Source organism: Pseudomonas morbosilactucae, assembly GCF_023241715.1.
GTDB classification, from domain to species: Bacteria; Pseudomonadota; Gammaproteobacteria; order Pseudomonadales; family Pseudomonadaceae; genus Aquipseudomonas; species Aquipseudomonas morbosilactucae.
Map to the genome: position 1 here is coordinate 104,152 of NZ_JALQCW010000002.1, position 16,340 is coordinate 120,491.

17 protein-coding genes are annotated in these 16,340 nt (G+C 56.7%); 1 reads left to right on the top strand and 16 read right to left on the bottom strand.

All coding sequences use genetic code 11. The features are described from left to right. Nucleotides 1-140 precede the first annotated feature (140 nt). Nucleotides 141-1,091 (bottom strand): GlxA family transcriptional regulator, encoded by a 951-nt coding sequence (locus M1B34_RS00590; protein WP_123335816.1) that lies wholly within the window; start codon nt 1,089-1,091, stop codon nt 141-143. Nucleotides 1,092-1,340: 249 nt separating this feature from the next. Between M1B34_RS00590 and M1B34_RS00595 the strand changes: the two genes are divergently transcribed. After that, nucleotides 1,341-2,063, top strand: a complete 723-nt coding sequence (locus M1B34_RS00595; RefSeq protein ID WP_123335814.1) for a pirin family protein — start codon at nt 1,341-1,343, stop codon at nt 2,061-2,063. A gap of 122 nt (nt 2,064-2,185) precedes the next feature. Here M1B34_RS00595 and M1B34_RS00600 read toward each other — a convergent pair whose 3' ends face one another. From M1B34_RS00600 to M1B34_RS00670, 15 genes are all read right to left on the bottom strand, one after another. Beyond that, the gene (locus M1B34_RS00600; protein ID WP_268264147.1) at nt 2,186-3,598 is read right to left on the bottom strand and encodes an aldehyde dehydrogenase family protein; all 1,413 of its coding nucleotides are present in this window, start codon (nt 3,596-3,598) and stop codon (nt 2,186-2,188) included. Nucleotides 3,599-3,609: 11 nt separating this feature from the next. Beyond that, complete coding sequence (locus M1B34_RS00605) at nt 3,610-4,653, bottom strand: homoserine dehydrogenase (RefSeq protein ID WP_268264148.1); 1,044 nt, start codon at nt 4,651-4,653, stop codon at nt 3,610-3,612. Nucleotides 4,654-4,780: 127 nt separating this feature from the next. Then, nucleotides 4,781-5,191, bottom strand: coding sequence for an SMI1/KNR4 family protein (locus tag M1B34_RS00610; protein ID WP_268264149.1), 411 nt, complete (start codon nt 5,189-5,191; stop codon nt 4,781-4,783). 86 nt (nt 5,192-5,277) lie between these two features. Beyond that, a complete protein-coding gene (locus tag M1B34_RS00615) occupies nt 5,278-5,715 on the bottom strand; it encodes an Lrp/AsnC family transcriptional regulator (RefSeq protein ID WP_123335806.1) in 438 nt (145 codons plus the stop codon). A gap of 22 nt (nt 5,716-5,737) precedes the next feature. Further along, the gene (thrC, locus tag M1B34_RS00620; RefSeq protein WP_268264150.1) at nt 5,738-7,114 is read right to left on the bottom strand and encodes a threonine synthase; all 1,377 of its coding nucleotides are present in this window, start codon (nt 7,112-7,114) and stop codon (nt 5,738-5,740) included. A gap of 16 nt (nt 7,115-7,130) precedes the next feature. After that, nucleotides 7,131-8,021 carry a LysR substrate-binding domain-containing protein gene (locus M1B34_RS00625; RefSeq protein ID WP_123335802.1) on the bottom strand — a complete coding sequence of 297 codons (891 nt, stop codon included), beginning with the start codon at nt 8,019-8,021 and terminating at the stop codon, nt 7,131-7,133. 53 nt (nt 8,022-8,074) lie between these two features. Further along, nucleotides 8,075-9,511 (bottom strand): amino acid permease, encoded by a 1,437-nt coding sequence (locus tag M1B34_RS00630; RefSeq protein ID WP_268264151.1) that lies wholly within the window; start codon nt 9,509-9,511, stop codon nt 8,075-8,077. A 148-nt stretch (nt 9,512-9,659) separates the two neighbouring features. Next, complete coding sequence (locus M1B34_RS00635) at nt 9,660-10,934, bottom strand: cystathionine gamma-synthase family protein (RefSeq protein WP_268264152.1); 1,275 nt, start codon at nt 10,932-10,934, stop codon at nt 9,660-9,662. A 431-nt stretch (nt 10,935-11,365) separates the two neighbouring features. Continuing rightward, nucleotides 11,366-11,644 (bottom strand): hypothetical protein, encoded by a 279-nt coding sequence (locus tag M1B34_RS00640; RefSeq protein WP_268264153.1) that lies wholly within the window; start codon nt 11,642-11,644, stop codon nt 11,366-11,368. A gap of 90 nt (nt 11,645-11,734) precedes the next feature. Then, nucleotides 11,735-12,211, bottom strand: a complete 477-nt coding sequence (locus M1B34_RS00645; RefSeq protein WP_268264154.1) for a hypothetical protein — start codon at nt 12,209-12,211, stop codon at nt 11,735-11,737. 183 nt (nt 12,212-12,394) lie between these two features. After that, nucleotides 12,395-12,757, bottom strand: coding sequence for a hypothetical protein (locus M1B34_RS00650; protein WP_268264155.1), 363 nt, complete (start codon nt 12,755-12,757; stop codon nt 12,395-12,397). A 183-nt stretch (nt 12,758-12,940) separates the two neighbouring features. Further along, complete coding sequence (locus M1B34_RS00655) at nt 12,941-13,459, bottom strand: hypothetical protein (RefSeq protein ID WP_268264156.1); 519 nt, start codon at nt 13,457-13,459, stop codon at nt 12,941-12,943. A 744-nt stretch (nt 13,460-14,203) separates the two neighbouring features. After that, on the bottom strand, nt 14,204-14,602 hold the full coding sequence (locus M1B34_RS00660; RefSeq protein ID WP_268264157.1) for a hypothetical protein: 399 nt from the start codon (nt 14,600-14,602) through the stop codon (nt 14,204-14,206). Between the two features lie 336 nt (nt 14,603-14,938). Next, nucleotides 14,939-15,523, bottom strand: coding sequence for an ankyrin repeat domain-containing protein (locus M1B34_RS00665; RefSeq protein ID WP_268264158.1), 585 nt, complete (start codon nt 15,521-15,523; stop codon nt 14,939-14,941). Nucleotides 15,524-15,822: 299 nt separating this feature from the next. After that, nucleotides 15,823-16,320 (bottom strand): hypothetical protein, encoded by a 498-nt coding sequence (locus M1B34_RS00670; protein ID WP_268264159.1) that lies wholly within the window; start codon nt 16,318-16,320, stop codon nt 15,823-15,825. Nucleotides 16,321-16,340: the final 20 nt, after the last annotated feature.

The window sequence follows — 16,340 nt, forward strand, 5'->3', positions numbered from 1 at the left end:
CACGCCTGGAGTGCCGGCTCAAGCTCTCGCGCATCCTATTCCTAAGGGCTTGCCGTTATCTTGGCAGGGCCTTGCGACAGGACAATGCTGGCACGGGGAGCCACACGGACATCGCGGTGCCCAGCACGGCCATACGCCCCTTAGCTGAACTGCTGGCGGTATTGACTGGGGGTCAGGCCAAGCTTTTCGCTGAACAGAAAGCGCATGTGCCGCACGCTGCCAAAGCCGCTGCGAAAGGCCACGGTCTTGAGGGGCAAGTCGCTGCTTTCCAGGAGGTGGCGGGCGCGGTCGATGCGCGCACTTTGCAGGAACTCCATGGGGGTCATCTGCACCTCGCGGGCAAACACCCGGGCGAAGTGCCGCGGGCTCATGGCTGCCAGGGCGGCCATGCGCTCGATGCTGAAGGCTTCCTCGAGGTGCTCAAGCACATGGTTCTGCACCCGGGTGATGGGCGAATCCTGGGTCGCCACCGCCGCCACCAACGGGCTGAACTGGGCCTGGCCGCCCTGGCGTTTCATCACCACCAGCAGCACCTTGGCCACGTCCACAGCGACCTTCTTGCCGTGGTCCTGGGCCACCATGGCCAGGGCCAAGTCGATGCCCGCCGTGACCCCGCCGGAGGTGATCAGCTTGCGGTCCTGAAGGAAGATCTGGTCGGTCTCGACCCGGGCCTTGGGAAAGGCCTTGATCAGGCGCTCGGTGTAATGCCAGTGGGTGGTCACCCGGTGTTCGTCGAGCAGCCCGGCCTGGCCGAGGATAAAGGCCCCGGTGCAGATCGAGCCGTAACGCTCCGCCTTCGGCACCGTCGCCTGCAGCCAGTCGAGCAACGGCGGGCAGCACTGGTTATAGGCCCCCGGCCCACCCGGCACCAACAGCAGGTCATAGGCCTCGTCGGCCTGGTCCAGGTGGCAATCGGCGTGCACCGCCACGCCATTGGAAGCACGCAAGGCGGCGTGCTCGGTGCCGATGGTGACAATCCGGTAATGCTCGGCAGGCGCCAGGTAGCGGTTGGCGATGGAGAACACCTCCAGGGGCCCGGCCATGTCCAGCAGCAGAAAGTCCGGGAACAACACCATGGCTACAGTTTTCATCGCAGAGAAGATCGCCCATCAAGAGAAAGCGCCCGGGGGAGCGCGACAGCCAGCCGGGGCATTATGGCGAGCCGCACGGGCTGTGGCGATGCTCCCGTGGCGGCGCCCGGCCGGGCGCGCAACACTGTCAACCCACAGGCGACAGTCATTCAACTTTCAGCCGCTTATTGCACCCAACGATAACCATTAACCTTCTTCTCACCCCGGAGCCCTGCACCCCGCAGCCCGCTCCCCACAGGAGAAGATCCCATGCTGACCCTTCGTAAAGCCTCGGAACGCGGTGCGGCCAATCACGGTTGGTTGAAGTCGTTCCACACCTTTTCCTTCGCCAATTACTGGAACCCCAAGGAGCAGGGTTTTTCCGACCTGCTGGTGATCAACGATGACCGGGTCGCGGCCGGCAAAGGCTTCGGCCAGCACCCGCACCGCGACATGGAGATTTTTTCCTATGTGCTCGAAGGCGCCCTGGAACACAAAGACACCCTGGGCACCGGTTCGGTGATCCGCCCTGGCGATGTGCAGTTGATGAGTGCCGGCAGCGGCGTGGCCCACAGCGAGTTCAACCACAGCGCCACACGGCCGGTGCACTTCCTGCAAATCTGGATCGTGCCTGACGTCAGCGGCGCCCAGCCGCGCTACCAGCAAGAGCATTTCAGCGCCCAGCAGAAACGCGGTCGCCTGCAGTTGATCATCGCCCCCGATGGCGCCGACGGAGCCCTGAGCGTGCGCCAGGATGCACGGGTATACGCCGGGCTGTTCGACGGCGACGAGAGCGCCACCCTGGAACTCGCGCCCGAGCGTTACGCCTACGTGCATGTGGCTCGCGGTAGTGTCGAACTCAACGGCCAGCGGTTGCAGGAAGGCGACGGTGCGCGCCTGCGCAACGAGCAGGTGATTCAACTGCGCCAGGGTGATAACGCTGAAGTGCTGGTGTTCGACCTGCGGCCGCAAGAGCTGCCGGAAATGCCTTGAAGCCCAGCTTGACCGGGGCCGACCCAGATCGGCCCCGGTCTTTTTTTTATCGAAAAAAGCAGCGATCGGGTGACCAAACCCGACCGCTGCCGCAACGACCTGTTGCTGGTACCGCTGCCCCGTCAGCGCAGGCTGTTGAGGCACACCACTTTGGGCTGGGTCATTTCCTCGTAGGCGAAACGCACCCCTTCCCGGCCCAGGCTGCCGTACTTGAAGCCACCAAACGGCATGGCGTCGAAGCGGTAGTCGGACGAGTCATTGATCATCACCCCACCGGCCTCGATGCGCCGTGCAGCGCTCATGGCGGTGTGCAGATCGTTGGTGAAGATCCCTGCGTGCAGGCTGTACTCCGGCTCATTGGCCAGGGTGATGGCCTGCTCCAGTTCGTCGAAGGCTTCCAGCACCACTACAGGGGCAAACACCTCGTTGCGCCACAGGCGGCTGCCGTGGTCGACGTTTTCCAGCACCGTGGCGCTGTAGCAAGCGCCCTGGCGTTTATTCCCACAGAGCAAGCGGGCGCCGTCACCCAGGGCGTCGTCCACCACCTGCTGGGCATTTTGTGCGGCCTGCACGCTGATCATTGGGCCGATGTCAGTGCCGGGCAGCGCCGGGTTACCGGCCACCAGCGCGCTGGCCTGCTGCACAAAGCGCTCGCGGAAGGCTGCGTAGATCGACGCCTGGATCAACAGTCGCTGGGTGCCGATGCAGTTCTGCCCCGCCGCCCAGAACGCCCCGGACACGCAGCTCTCGACGGTGGCGTCGAGGTCGCAGTCGGCCATGACGATCACCGGTGCGTTGCCTCCCAGGTCCATGGCCAGCTTCTTCAGGCCAGCGTTGCGGGCGATCTGTTCGCCCGTGACAAAACCGCCGGTGAAGGAAATCATCCGCACCTCACGGGCGGCCACCAGGGCCTTGCCCAACTCGGCGCCGCCGGTGGCCAGGGTCACCACGCTCTCCGGCAGCCCGGCGTCGCGCAGGCAATCCACCAACTTGATGGCCGACAGCGGTGCCAGCTCCGAAGGCTTGAGAATCACCCCGTTGCCGCCGGCGATGGCCGGGCCCAGCTTGTGGGCCACCAGGTTCAGCGGGTCGTTGTAGGGAGTGATCGCCAGGATCAACCCCAACGGCTCCCGGGAGAACCAGCCCTGGCGCGATTCGGAACCTTCGTAGGCATCGAAGGGGATGACTTCCCCGGCGTTGCGCTTGGCCTCCTCCGCCGACAGCTTGAGGGTGTTGACGCAGCGTTTGACCTCCTTCTGCGCCTGCTTCAGGGTCTTGCCGGCCTCGGCGACGATCAGCCGAGCGAAGCTTTCGGCCTCGCGCTCGATGTTCAGCGCCGCCTGTTCAAGAATCCGCGCCCGCTGATAACGCGGCAGCGCGGCGCAGGCCAGCACACCCTGGCGCCCCTGCTGCAACAGGCGCGGCACCTGGGCGGCGGTGTCTTGCGGCACCGTGCCGAGGACACTGCCGTCGAATGGGTTCAGCACATCGATGGTTTCCGGCTCCAGGGCCACGGCCAAGCGCGATAGGTTCACAGGCCTTCTCCTTAGCGAGTCGACAGGGATTGGTGGATGGCGATGATGTCCGAGAGCAGCGCAAAGGCGGTCTCGGTGCGCCCCGCGCCCGGGCCGGAAACGGTCACCGCGCCCAGCAGTTCGCTGTTCAGCGACACCGCGTTGATCGCCCCGGAGATGCCCGCCAGGGGATGGCTGTTGTCCAGCAAGCGCGGCTCGACGCTGGCGCTCACCGAACCATCGGCGTTGCGGCACGCGGCGCCGATCAGTTTCCAGCGGCCACCCTGGGCAGCGGCGCTGGCGATATCGGCCTGGGTCAGGGCGCTGATGCCTCGGCAGTTGACGTCGCTGACGCTGAGCTTGGCGTCGAGCAACTCATTGGCCAGGATCACCACCTTCAGGCGCACATCATGACCTTCCACATCGGCGGTCGGATCGGCCTCGGCATAGCCCAAAGCCTGGGCCTCGCTGACGGCCTCGGCAAAACCCAGGCCGCCTTCCATGCGGGTCAGGACAAAGTTCGAGGTGCCGTTGAGAATGCCCTCGAAACCGTTCAGGCCGCTGCCGGCCAGGGCTTGCTTGGCCACGCGGATCACCGGGGTGCCGCTCATCACCGAGCCTTCGTATTCAAAGGCCACACCGTTGCGCTGGGCCAAAGCCTTGAGCTCGGCGCCGTGCAGGGCAATCGGCCCCTTGTTGGTGGTGACCACGTGCGTGCCCTGCTCCAGGGCCCAGCGGCAGAACGAGGTGGCAGGCTCGCCGTCCACCGGGTTGGTGAAGGTGGCTTCGGCGATGATGTCGGCGCCGGACGCTTTGATCACCTGCTCATTCAGGGCCTCGGCACTGCCACCGGGCAGTTGCGACAAGGCGCCCTTGACCGCTGGCAGCTTGGCCAGCAGCCCGGCATCCAGGCCTTCGCGGCCGATCAGCGAGCCGAGAAACAGGTCGGTGACGCCGACGATTTTCAGGCTGAAACCCAGTTGTTTTTTCCACAGCTGATTGCGCTCGGCGATCAGTTGAGCCAGGGCACGATTAACCCCACCAAAGCCCACCAGGGCCAATTTGTATTCGGTCATTGTTATGTCTTCCATCCGGGTGACTAGGCTGTTGGGCACTAGATTAGGATGGCGGCCCGGGCAGTGAAATATGCCGATTTGCTCTATTTCATGGGCGTTTTGACCAAGCGTCGAGGCGGGGTTTCGTTCAGGCTCGGGCCGGGCTCAGGGCCGCCATGAATGCGCTGAAACTGGGGGCCAACGGCAAGGCATCATCGAGGCTCAGGCCGATCAGCGGCACCTGGACAATGCTCGGTGGAGTGCTGCGGTAATCGAAGCCGAACGCCTCGCCGCCGCCGTCCCCGGCAAACAGCAAGAGCCCGGGAGCGTACTCGTCCACCTGGTATTCACGACTGAACAGGGCCAGTTCGGCGGCCGCCCAGAACACCAGGTAGCGCTCGCCGATAAAGCCTTCGCCGCCGTCGCACTGTTGGAGAAAGTCGCAGTAGTCGCTGGGCAGTTGGCGCCCGGTTGCCGCCATCAGGTGTTCAATGGCATCGCGGGAGGCGCCCCCGGCACAGGAGAGGTCGCCGAGCAGCGCTGAGTAGGAGGGTTCCATGGGGTATCCCGAGTAATCCTGGTCGAGGGCGAATCTTGCCACTCGCCAGGCCCACTGAACACCACGGCAGGGATAACGGGGCGGTACTAGACCACCGAGGACAGGACAAAGGAGGTGACGGTATTTTCCACCCCGGGCAATGCGGCGATGTCGTTCCACACCCGGTGCACCCGCTCGGGGGTGGCCGCGCTGACTCGCACCATCAGGTCAAACTCGCCACTCATCACTTCGCACTGGCTGATCTCGGGGATCGCGCGCAGGGCCTGGAGCACTTCGGCGCCACGCATGCGGTCGTAGCGGTAGACGAAAATCACCGCGTTGATGCTGGAAGACGATGTGCGCCCTTCACCGGCACGGATGGTGTAGCCCTGGATCGCGCCGTCGCGCTCCAGACGCTCGATGCGCTGGCGCACGGCGTTGCGCGACAGGTTGACCTTGGCCGCCAGCTCGGCGTGGGCAGCCCGGGCATTCAAGGTCAGTTCGGCCAGGATGCGCTCATCCAGGGGGTCGAGAATTCTCTTCACAGGCGGACCTCGTACCAGGGCTTCACAGGGTGCCCAGCAACTGCTGGACCCGGGCCAGATCGTCCGGGGCAATCACCTGCAGCCGCTCCAGCACCGGCGCCGGCAAGGGTTCTGCGGCCAGGCCGGGGAGCCCCAGGCGGGCCAGCAGCGCCGCCGATTTGCTCGGGGCGATCTCGCCCAGGGTGACCATCGGCGCCACCAGGCTGCGCCGGTACAGACGCGCCGCGCGGACCCCGGTGGCGGTGTGCGGATCGACCACATAACCGGTGTCGTGGTACAGGCTGCGGATCTCTTCCAGGGTCTCTTCGTCGCTCACCGAATAGGAGTCGATGATCATCCGCGCCTGCAGCCAGAACTCGTTGCCGATGCGCATTTCCCCGCAACGTTCGAACTCCGCCATCAGTGCGCTGAGGGCCTGGTGGTCGTGGCCGTACAGCTCCCAGAGAAAGCGCTCCAGGTTGGAGAAAATCGACAGGTCCATGGCCGGCGAAAGGCTGCGATTGGCCTGGCTGCGGGAGTAGTGATTTTTCAGGAACAACTGGTGCAGGGCGTCGTTGCGGTTGGTGGCGACGATCATCTGGGTGATCGGCAAGCCCATCTTCTGCACGATGTAGCCGGCATAGACTTCGGCAAAACTGGCCGCCGGCACACTGAAGCTGAGGGGCCGCTGGCCGCCCCCCAGTTGCAGCACGCCGTGGAAATAGAACACCAACTGGGCCAGCACGCCGATCCAGTTGTTGGAGTTGAAACTGATGACCTCGCGGTCCGCCAGGGGCCACTGACGCAACAGGTCGGTGACGATGGCCTGGCACTGGTCGAAACTGCCCTGCACCGCAAAGCGATGCAACCTCGGGCCCTGGGCACCCTGCAGTTGCTGCCACTGATAGTCCGGCACCCCGGACTGGGGATAGAACACCAGCACCTCGACGGCCTCACAGTCCTTGAAGGCTTCGATGGCGGCCAGGCCGGTGTCGCCGTTGGTGGCGCCGATCAGCACCCCGCGACGCTGGCGCTTATCGAGAAAGTAGCGCACCAGGCGCGCCTGCAACTGGGCGGAAAAGTCCTTGGAGGAATGGGTCGGCCCGTGGAACAGCTCCAGCACCCACTCATTGCGGTCCACCTGATGCAGGGGCGCCACGGCGCGGTGGCGGAAACCGCTGCAACTGTCCTTGAGCAGGGCCTTGAAATCCGCCTCGGGGATGGCCTCGCCGACAAACGGGCGCATGACCCGATACGCCAGCTCGTCGTAGGCCAGGGTCGACCAGTTGGCGATGTCCTGGGGGCTGAAACGCGGCAGTTCGGCGGGCACATACAGGCCGCCATCGGTGGCGATGCCAGACAGCACCACCTGCTCGAAATCGGCCTCGAGCGTGGCGCTGCGGGTACTGATATAACGCATGGGTGGCTCCGGCCAGTCACTTGTAACGATGGGCCTGCTCTACCAGCCAGGTGGAAAAATTCACCGCGTCGGGGTGTTGATCGGCCCCGGAACCGCGCACCAGGTAAAACGATTCGCTGGCCTCGATGCGCAGGTTGAAGGGTTCGAGCAAACGCCCGTCGGCGAGCATCTCGTCGACCATGGACGACCGGGCCAGGGCAATGCCCTGCCCCAGCTCGGCCATGCGCAGGGTAGAAATCATAGTGTCGAACTGCAGGCCGCTGGACGAGTCCACGTCATCGACGCCAACCATCTTCAACCAGTAGCCCCAACCCTCCTCGTAACCCAGCACATGCAGCAAGGCGTGTCGGCCCACGTCGCTGGGCACCTGCAGCGGTGCACCGGCCAACAGGGCCGGCGAGCACACCGGGAACAGGGTGTCCCAGGTCAGGCGCTGGGACACCAGCCCAGGCCAATGACCGTGGCCCCAGCGAATTTCCATGTCGTCTTCGCCGTCCAGTTCCTTGACCCAGATGTTGCTGATGTAGCGGATATCCACCAGCGGATGGGCCTGGCGAAACTCCACCAATTTGGGCGCCAGCCAGTGCACGAAGAACGCCAGGCTGCCACGCACCTTGATCGGCCGACGCTTGTGCTGGCCGAAAATCTCATTGGTGCCCACCGCCAGCCGCGTGATCGCGTCCTGCACCACCGGCAGGTACGAACGGCCTTCTTCGGTCAGGTCCAGGCCCCGGGGCAAGCGCTTGAACAGCGCCACCCCGAGGTGGCTTTCCAGTTGGCGGATCTGTTGGCTGACGGCGCCCTGGGTCAGGAACAATTCGTCAGCCGCATGGGTGAAGTTCAAACAACGGGCGGACACTTCAAAGGCCCGCAGCCAGTTCAGCGGCGGTAAGGTCTTTTGCTTCATGGTGGTTTTCTCATGGACCCGAGGTGCCCCGAACCGGCCGCCCGTCCCGTGCGTCAGCCTGGCAAGGCATCGGACGGTTGGGCCTGGAGCGCCAGGGACAGACGGCGCGCGCGGCTTTTGCGGGTAATGTAATACACGAAGTAGCACCAGGCGATGAACGGCACACCGAAGTACAGGGCCACCCGTTGCTCTGGGTCGAAGGCAATGCCGACGCACGCCAGGCTGCAGCAGATCAGCGCACCCAGGGGCACCCACGGGTAGCCCTTGACCCGGAACTTCAGGTCACGGATGTCCCCGCCATTGGCCACGTAGTGGCGGCGGAAGGCAATCTGACTGGCGGCGATGCTCATCCACACCACCACCACGGCCAGGCCGGAGATCGACACCAGCGCCAGGTAGATGGTGCCGGGAGCGAACACGCTGCTGAGCAGCGACGCGGCGCCGCCGGCCATGCTCACGATGATCGCGTTGAGCGGCGTGCCCATGCGCGTCAGGGCCGAGAACTGTTTGGGCAAGTGGCCTTGGTCGCTGAGGGTCCAGAGCATCCGCGAGGCCGCGTACAGACCGGAGTTGGCGGCCGAGAGCAAGGCGCTGATGATCACGAAGTTCATGATGTCGGCGGAGTACGGAATGCCGATGTAGGTGAACACCGTGACGAACGGGCTTTCGATCAGGCCAGCCTGTTCCCGCGGCAGCAAGGTGGCGAGTACAAAGATGGTGCCGACAAAGAAGATCGCCAGGCGCAGCACCGTGGTGCGGATGGCACGCGGCACATTGCGTTGCGGGTCTTTGGTTTCGCCGGCAGCAATACCGATCAGCTCAGTGCCGGAGAAAGCAAACGACACCGCGAGCAAGGTCATGGCAATCGACATGAAGCCGGTGGGAAACAGGCCTTCGCGGGTGAAGTTGCCCAGGCCGATGCTGTGCACCTGGTCGATCTGCAACAGGCCGAGAATCGCCCCGCCACCGATCAACAGGAACACCACCACGGTGATCACCTTGATCAGGGACAGCCAGAACTCGGTCTCGGCAAACAGACGTACAGAGACCACGTTAGTCAGGAACACCACGCCAGCGAACAGCGCGCTCCAGATCCACACCGGGGTGTCCGGAAACCAGCGGCTCATGAGAATACCGGCGGCGGTGAATTCCGAGCCGATGGCCACGGTCCAGGTCAGCCAGTAGAGCCAGGCCACGGTGTAGCCGGTGCCCGGGCCGAGGAAGCGTGTGGCGTAGGTGCTGAAGGAACCGGTTTCCGGCATCTGCACCGCCAGTTCGCCGAGGCACATCATCACCATGTACACCATCAGCGCACCGATGATGTAGGCGATCACCGCACCCAGCGGGCCAGCCTGGTTGACGGTATAGCCGGACGTCAGGAACAGCCCGGTGCCGATAACCCCGCCAAGGGCCAGCATGACGATGTGCCGGGTCTGCATTTCCTGCTTGAAGCCGGTTCGAGCATTGGTTTGTTGTTGTGTGATGGACATGATTTTTCTCATGAAAGTGTCAGGGCAAGGATCAATGTCTGCGACAGAGGCTTGGGCAGAAATCAAAGGGATGCCGCGAGGTTTTTATTGTTATTGCGTTTCATGGAGAACTCACAGGCAGCCTTGCCGTGAGGGGGACGGCACGACCTCAGTCAGCGACCTCAACGCAGGGGTGTGCCAGGGCGGTACGGGCTGCAGCGTCCGGCTGCTGCAGTGAGGTCCTGACCCAGGCAAAGGCCTGCTTCAGGTCGGCCAACAAGTCGTCGGTGTCTTCAATGCCCACCGAGACCCGCACCAGGCCTTCGGAAATGCCCAGGGCTTGACGTTCTTCCGGGGTGTTCTCCACGTGGCTGGTGGTGCGCGCCGGGCCGTAGATGGTTTCCACCGCACCCAGGTTGCCGGCGCAGTGGGCGTATTGCAGGCGCGGCAGCAGCACCTTGACCGTGTCCATGCCGCCCACCAGCACAAAGCTGACGATGGCGCCAAAACCGCGCATCTGCGCACAGGCCACGGCGTGGTTGGGGTGGCTGGGCAAACCGGGGTAATTGACCTGTTCCACCAGCGGTTCGCTGCACAGGAAATCCGCCAGGGCCCGGGCACTCTGCTGCTGCTGGCGCACCCGCAGGGCCAGGGTCTTCATGCCGCGAATAATCAGGTAGGCCGAGAACGGATCGAGGGATGCACCGTTGATCTCCCGGTAGTGCCGCACCTGGGCCATCAAGGCCTCGCTGCCGCAGACCACACCGCCGAGCACATCACCATGACCACTGAGGAACTTGGTGGCGCTGTGAATCACCACATCCACCCCCAGGGCGAGGGGGTTCTGGTTCAACGGCGTGGCAAAAGTGTTATCGGCCACCACCAGGGCACCGACCTGCTTCGCCGCCGCCACCAGGCGCTGGATATCGACGATTTTCAGGGTCGGGTTGGTCGGGGTCTCCAGGTACAACACCTGGCAACCCTTGGCGATCTCGCGCTCGATTTCCCCGTGATCGAAGGTTTCACACAGGGTCACTGCTACCCCCATGCGCGGCAGGAACTCCTCGAAAATCTTGTTGGTGCCGCCGTAGCTGTCCTTGGTCGACACCACCCGCTGGCCACACTGCAGAAAGGTGTACAGCACGCTGCTGATGGCGGCCATGCCACTGCTGAACGCCACCGCCGACTCGGCGTTTTCCAGGGCGCACAGCTTGGCTTCGAAGGTTTCCACCGTGGGGTTGCTCATGCGGCTGTAGATAAAGCCCGGAGCCTTGCCCAGTGCCACGTCGTACCACTGATCGATATCGTCATAGCCGTAGGCGGCACTGGCCACGATCGGCGTTTGCGTGGCGTTGTAAGGATGAGTGATCTGCTCCCCACCCCACACCACCCGGGTCCCGGTTCCGGCTTCTTCCAGCCCTGTGCTTGCAGGTTTTTTATTCATTGCGACGGCTCACGATAAAGGGTGCGTGGTGAGTCACCACGCTGGAACTGGGGGCCAATATAGTGAAAAGCCGAAACGCCGAGAAACGATGTTATCGGGGCCAAAGGGGCGGTTTTTTTAATGGCTTAGCGGGGGCGAACGGGGGGAAATGGGCGTGAGCCGTGAGGGCGTCGAGGGGAGAAGGGTTTGGGTGACTACCGGTGTTGAGTCCGTGGCATCAGCAACGAGGTTCACTCACAAACAACCGTTCTAAAAACAGCCGTTCACATTTTTTGAAGCGCGCTCTTTAAAGAACGCAATCATCATTGCTATTACCTTTTTAAATCGGGCCCTGACACTTGCAGGGGATCCACTTCAGACTTGGGCAGCCTTCACCTCTAAAGTGGTTAATGCCTCTTTTATAAGTGGCAACACCGTAGATATAATAAAATTCATTTTAACTGAAACAGCAATCGCTCAAACACCTCCGGAGCCAAACTCATTTCCTCTGGAGAAAGCAAAACACTCATCACCTGCTGATCAAGAACCACATCATAAACATCCACACCGATCCACCCCCTGGACCAAAACTCCACCGTAGCCAATTTATTAAAACCCTCCAACTCAACCCGCTCGAGATCACCAAAATCCCCATTGGGGAATGATGAATACTCAAGGGTATAACCCTTTAATAATGGCTTAAATTCTTGATCAAATTTTAAAACATCCATCGTTCAGATCGACCTTATGTGAGTGGTGCTGGTGCTGAGCGGTCTCTAAAAAACCTAGAAGCTTTCATCAATAACAAAGCAAAGCTCAACTCATATCACTATCTCACCAACTAAATTTCTGGTGCGTTCTATTTCCATCGGAACAAGCTCTATGGCCTGTGAGAGCTGTTGCTCCGCTGACAACTGCGCCATCAAAGCCAGCATGGCTGGATGATGAGAAATAAAATCCTCAAGACCTTGGGTGTGTGGAAGGTATTCATTTTTTGAGTAGACTTCAAAAATCCGCTGATCCATTAAATTCACCTCCAGCTCGTCATATAAACATTCTAAAAAAACCAACTGCCGACTTTCTGAAAAATCACACAACATCTGAACTGCCGAAACAAAAGAAAGACCGTAATAATCCGCTCCAATGCAATCCTCCTCATTGGGCACCGCGCTAGAGCCGATATAAGTTCTTACCCGCTCCACATCCGTGCCTTTCGGGACAATTCCCGTTTCGACCGCCCCCCATAATAAATCGAGAAAACCACGTGATGGCGCACTGGTAAAATAAGACGTATTCATAAATATAAAATACAGCCGCTCCGCACAAAACAGAGACCTTAGCAACGACCTACGCAACATTATCGACAACATACTTTAACCCGTGAGAACTACCGAGAATCCAGCCTTTTTTGTATAGATTGCTTTAGAACACCCGACTAAAGCGCACCCAGTATCTCGGTGCAAAACCCTGTTTTTGGTCGCTTATGAAAAAAAACTTGCAAGGTCGTCACCCTGTAGCGAGCATTGTTTAGCGACATGCAGTATTTCATTTGGCTCCATAAATGAGACCAGACAAGGGGTAACACAGCCGTTTTGCAATCTCTCCAGTATGAAGCTCAATAACATCGTGCGTTCGAGACTCCCCACGTCCGAAAACAAATCATTCGAACACTGCCTGCTCAAGTCAGTAAGAATGGTTGCCTTGTATATTTTTCCTTGGTAAATAACGCTGATATTTCCACCATCAATCTCCGCAGGGATAGAAAAGTTTCCAACCTCTGAAAAACCTTTGTAATTTTCTGATTTTTTATTTTTAACTTCAAAGTAAGATAAAAAATAAGACATTGAACTTTCCCAATCAAAACGTCAAAAACAACAACCCAACACGCCCAAAAACTAAAGATACCGGACACCCAACATGTTACTCACTTAGGTTGAAACAATAATTACACCCCTTGTTAACCCCGAGTGAACTCGCTCAGCATTAGTCGTTGCTACACAGAGGCACACCTTCCAAGCCTCAGCACATCAGCGAAATTTTAAAGCGTGTTGCCAATCAACGATTTTTTCTGCAAAGGCTCTGTCCGACTGCAAAGAGTTCGTCTCACCAACGAACATTGGATCCGTTAGTATTTCAGCTTCTTCTTCGTCAGTTAACACAACAGCTTTGCCCGCTTTTTTCTCAACTATGTATCTTTGACCGGCCATATAATCATAGGCATCAATGATGGAGCTTTCCGCTGCACTCAAACCATCAGGAGCACCCTCCGCAAAAAACACAATAAGATCTGAAAGCGCGTAAAAATAAAAATTCCTGAGCACTTCAATATAGTCAGCATTTTGCTCTTCTACCACGGTAGAATCGATTACACTGTCAATAGACGCAGTATTTAATTTCGAACTTCCAGACACAAGGCAAGCCCATAACTCATCCATAAACAAAGCAACCTCTTTCGGCATATCAACACCCATTTCTTTAAGGATGCAACCGAATCGGTAAAACGCATTTAACAGTACAAACAGAGAGACTCTTTCTGAAATATTCATCGCACATCCTTGTCTATTTACTAAATTCAGAGATGAAATCGTTTTTTCGTAATGTGGAACATTACCATCATTGTCGCTCAGCAAGTTCAGTTCTTAATCAGGCTTACTCAAAATCCTACTCACTTCTTTCATAACTCTGGGATCTCGCTTTGATTGCCGAGTGAGTATATCAAGCCCAAGAGCAATTCCTTCTTTACCCTGAGATGTTGCGGAAATGAACTGTTGCTGAAAAAACCTCATAGCCGAGACCTTATCGTAATGCCGAGCAACTAAATCACCCAAGTGCCAGCACAATTCAATATTTAGATAACTATGATAGTTATTCCCCAACGCATCTAACAGTAATTTCCTCTGGCCATCCGAGATAATATCCATATCAGTAGCCAGCTTTACTATAAAAATTTCAATGCCTGGCTTATTGAACAAGTCTTCAGTTGAGAGTAGGTAGACAATGAAGCCCAGGCACTCCTCCGAGAAAAACTCATTGGCTAACGTGGCATTTTCATAAATATCAGCTTGCTTCGCAATTGACTTACGCGCACCTTTACCGTTCGCTGCATGGAGCGCACTTAATTACTTCTTTCACTTAAATCTCCTTGTGCGCGCCATATCATCGGCACAAATGCTCATTATCCATAAAGTTTAAAAACAAGGTCTAGTCTGAGCCGCTAGTTGGCAGAACAACAGCAAGACAGTCGAGCAGACGGACTATTTACAGAAGACACTGCCGATCAAGCAATAGCGTTATTCAATTCTCAACTCTGCAGATTTCGCATGAACCCTGATATATTCATCGCCTATCAACCTAATAAAAAAGTGAAACTCTTTATTACTTTTACACTCTGCCACTAGCCAATCATGATCAAAGTCATCCGGTGATTTATAACCCAACTCCTCCACATCCATGAGCGTTCCCTTCAAAACACCAGAAATCATATCCAAGTAATCAATACACAAAAACACCATCACCAAATTAATATTCGGATTTATAGCATGATAGTCATTCGACTTGAACCTCAACATTGCCGAACAATCGTAAGTACCGACCAAAACCTCAACCAATGAAAAACAATTATGCAAGTCATATTGTTCAAACCCACTTTGAACACAGACATTATCTTCAACTAAAAAGTTCTTTTCCATAAGCTCACGCACATCCCGCTTATCACTTATTCATAATAAAACAATCAAACCACCCAAAAAACAAAGCACCTTAAACGACAAAAAATCTAGAGAATCGCAAAGTACTTATTAACCAAACAATTAATTATTCCCAACCTTACAAAACGCCCCATAACCCACCCCAAACACCATCAATAGCCAAATTCCTATTCACTTAGCAAATACCCCCACCTCTTCCCCCTTGACCACCAAGCGTTACAACTTTAGTAACGACAACATAAAGCAGTTAAACACTAAAGCCTCACAACCCCACGCCAACCAACTTAACAGACTATAAACCTCTCACACTAGAAACCTTTAAGCCAACTTCTCATCAATATACTTTGCAATACTTAGCCGATTCAAACTTCGCGCTGTCTGCCCCAACGAAGTTAACTCATCAACATTGAGGGCGAGCCCTTTTGAAAAAAGCATACTCAAACATTCTATCCCTTCTTTTTCACCATCAAGACATAGAACAGACTGCAGAGCAGGCGTCAATCCATTTTCAGCCACAGACTTTAGGTCCGCTCCACTCTCAATCAACCTTGTCGCGCGCGACACATTTCCAAATTTAACCAGCGATGAAAGTGTGGTAATTCCTGCATCATCCGTAGTATCTATAATGTTTTTATCTTTATACCACCCAAGTACCCACTCAAATACGTCACTCTCATCACCCAACGATACCTGATGAAGTAAACTCTCACCTCCGAGCTCCGTCCTCTGATAAAAATCAACCCCATTAACGGCCAGAAACTCTAATAACTCCACGTTATCAACAACATAAAACAATACCGGAATACCGTCAGTCACCTCTTTTTTTAAGATATATGGAAGCAAACGTCTTACGCCGCTTTCATCTCCGTCAAAAAAAAGCACCGCTCGCTTCAAATAGATCATTCAAAATATCTTCATCATTCATCGATTACTACCTGTAGGAATGCAAGCAACCACTGATAAATTTTCCGAGACTCTAAATCACCACCGACCCAAACACTAAAAATGCCCGTTCCATATCGAGGCAAAAATACTCTTTCAACCAAGCTCAAATCTTTCCCTACCGCTGCCATATACTGAATACACCAAAAAATAGACAAATAACCCGATGGATAAAATATTTAATCCTCATGCATCGCGCGCCACACTTAACCACAACTTCGAATACCGACATCAATACAAACAACACACTCTCAGCTTAGTTATAACCAAGAAGGCTCATCCTCATAAGAATAAAGCAGCGAGTAGACAGTTGTTGGCTGCCCTGCAAATATTATCTTTTCCTTTAATACTTTGCCTGAGGTGAACACAAACCCGGCATCAAGCATGTGCTTCATTAGTAATGCCTTAGAACTGTCGCTCAGAGACTCGATACTTGGTTCCTCTTCGCCTCCATCTTCAAGCAATGACGACAGATAAAAATATTTCCCGACAAATGAAACTCGCAATACAGCCGATAATTTTACACCCTCAATAAAATACAAATAACTCACATCCGCATTCGGCTCAGTGTCTTCATTAACATTATAATGAGCCTCAAGAAACCGCAAAACCTCAGGGTATTTTTGCTTATCAAAAAACGTATGTGAGAACAAATAACTCGGAGACTCTAAACTTTCGTATGCAGCTTTTAAGTGAGAGACCAGCACATCCCAGCTAAAACATGGATCACTGGATGTCTTAGCCTGAGAAGTATCCATGTATTTTTCCTACGCCATAT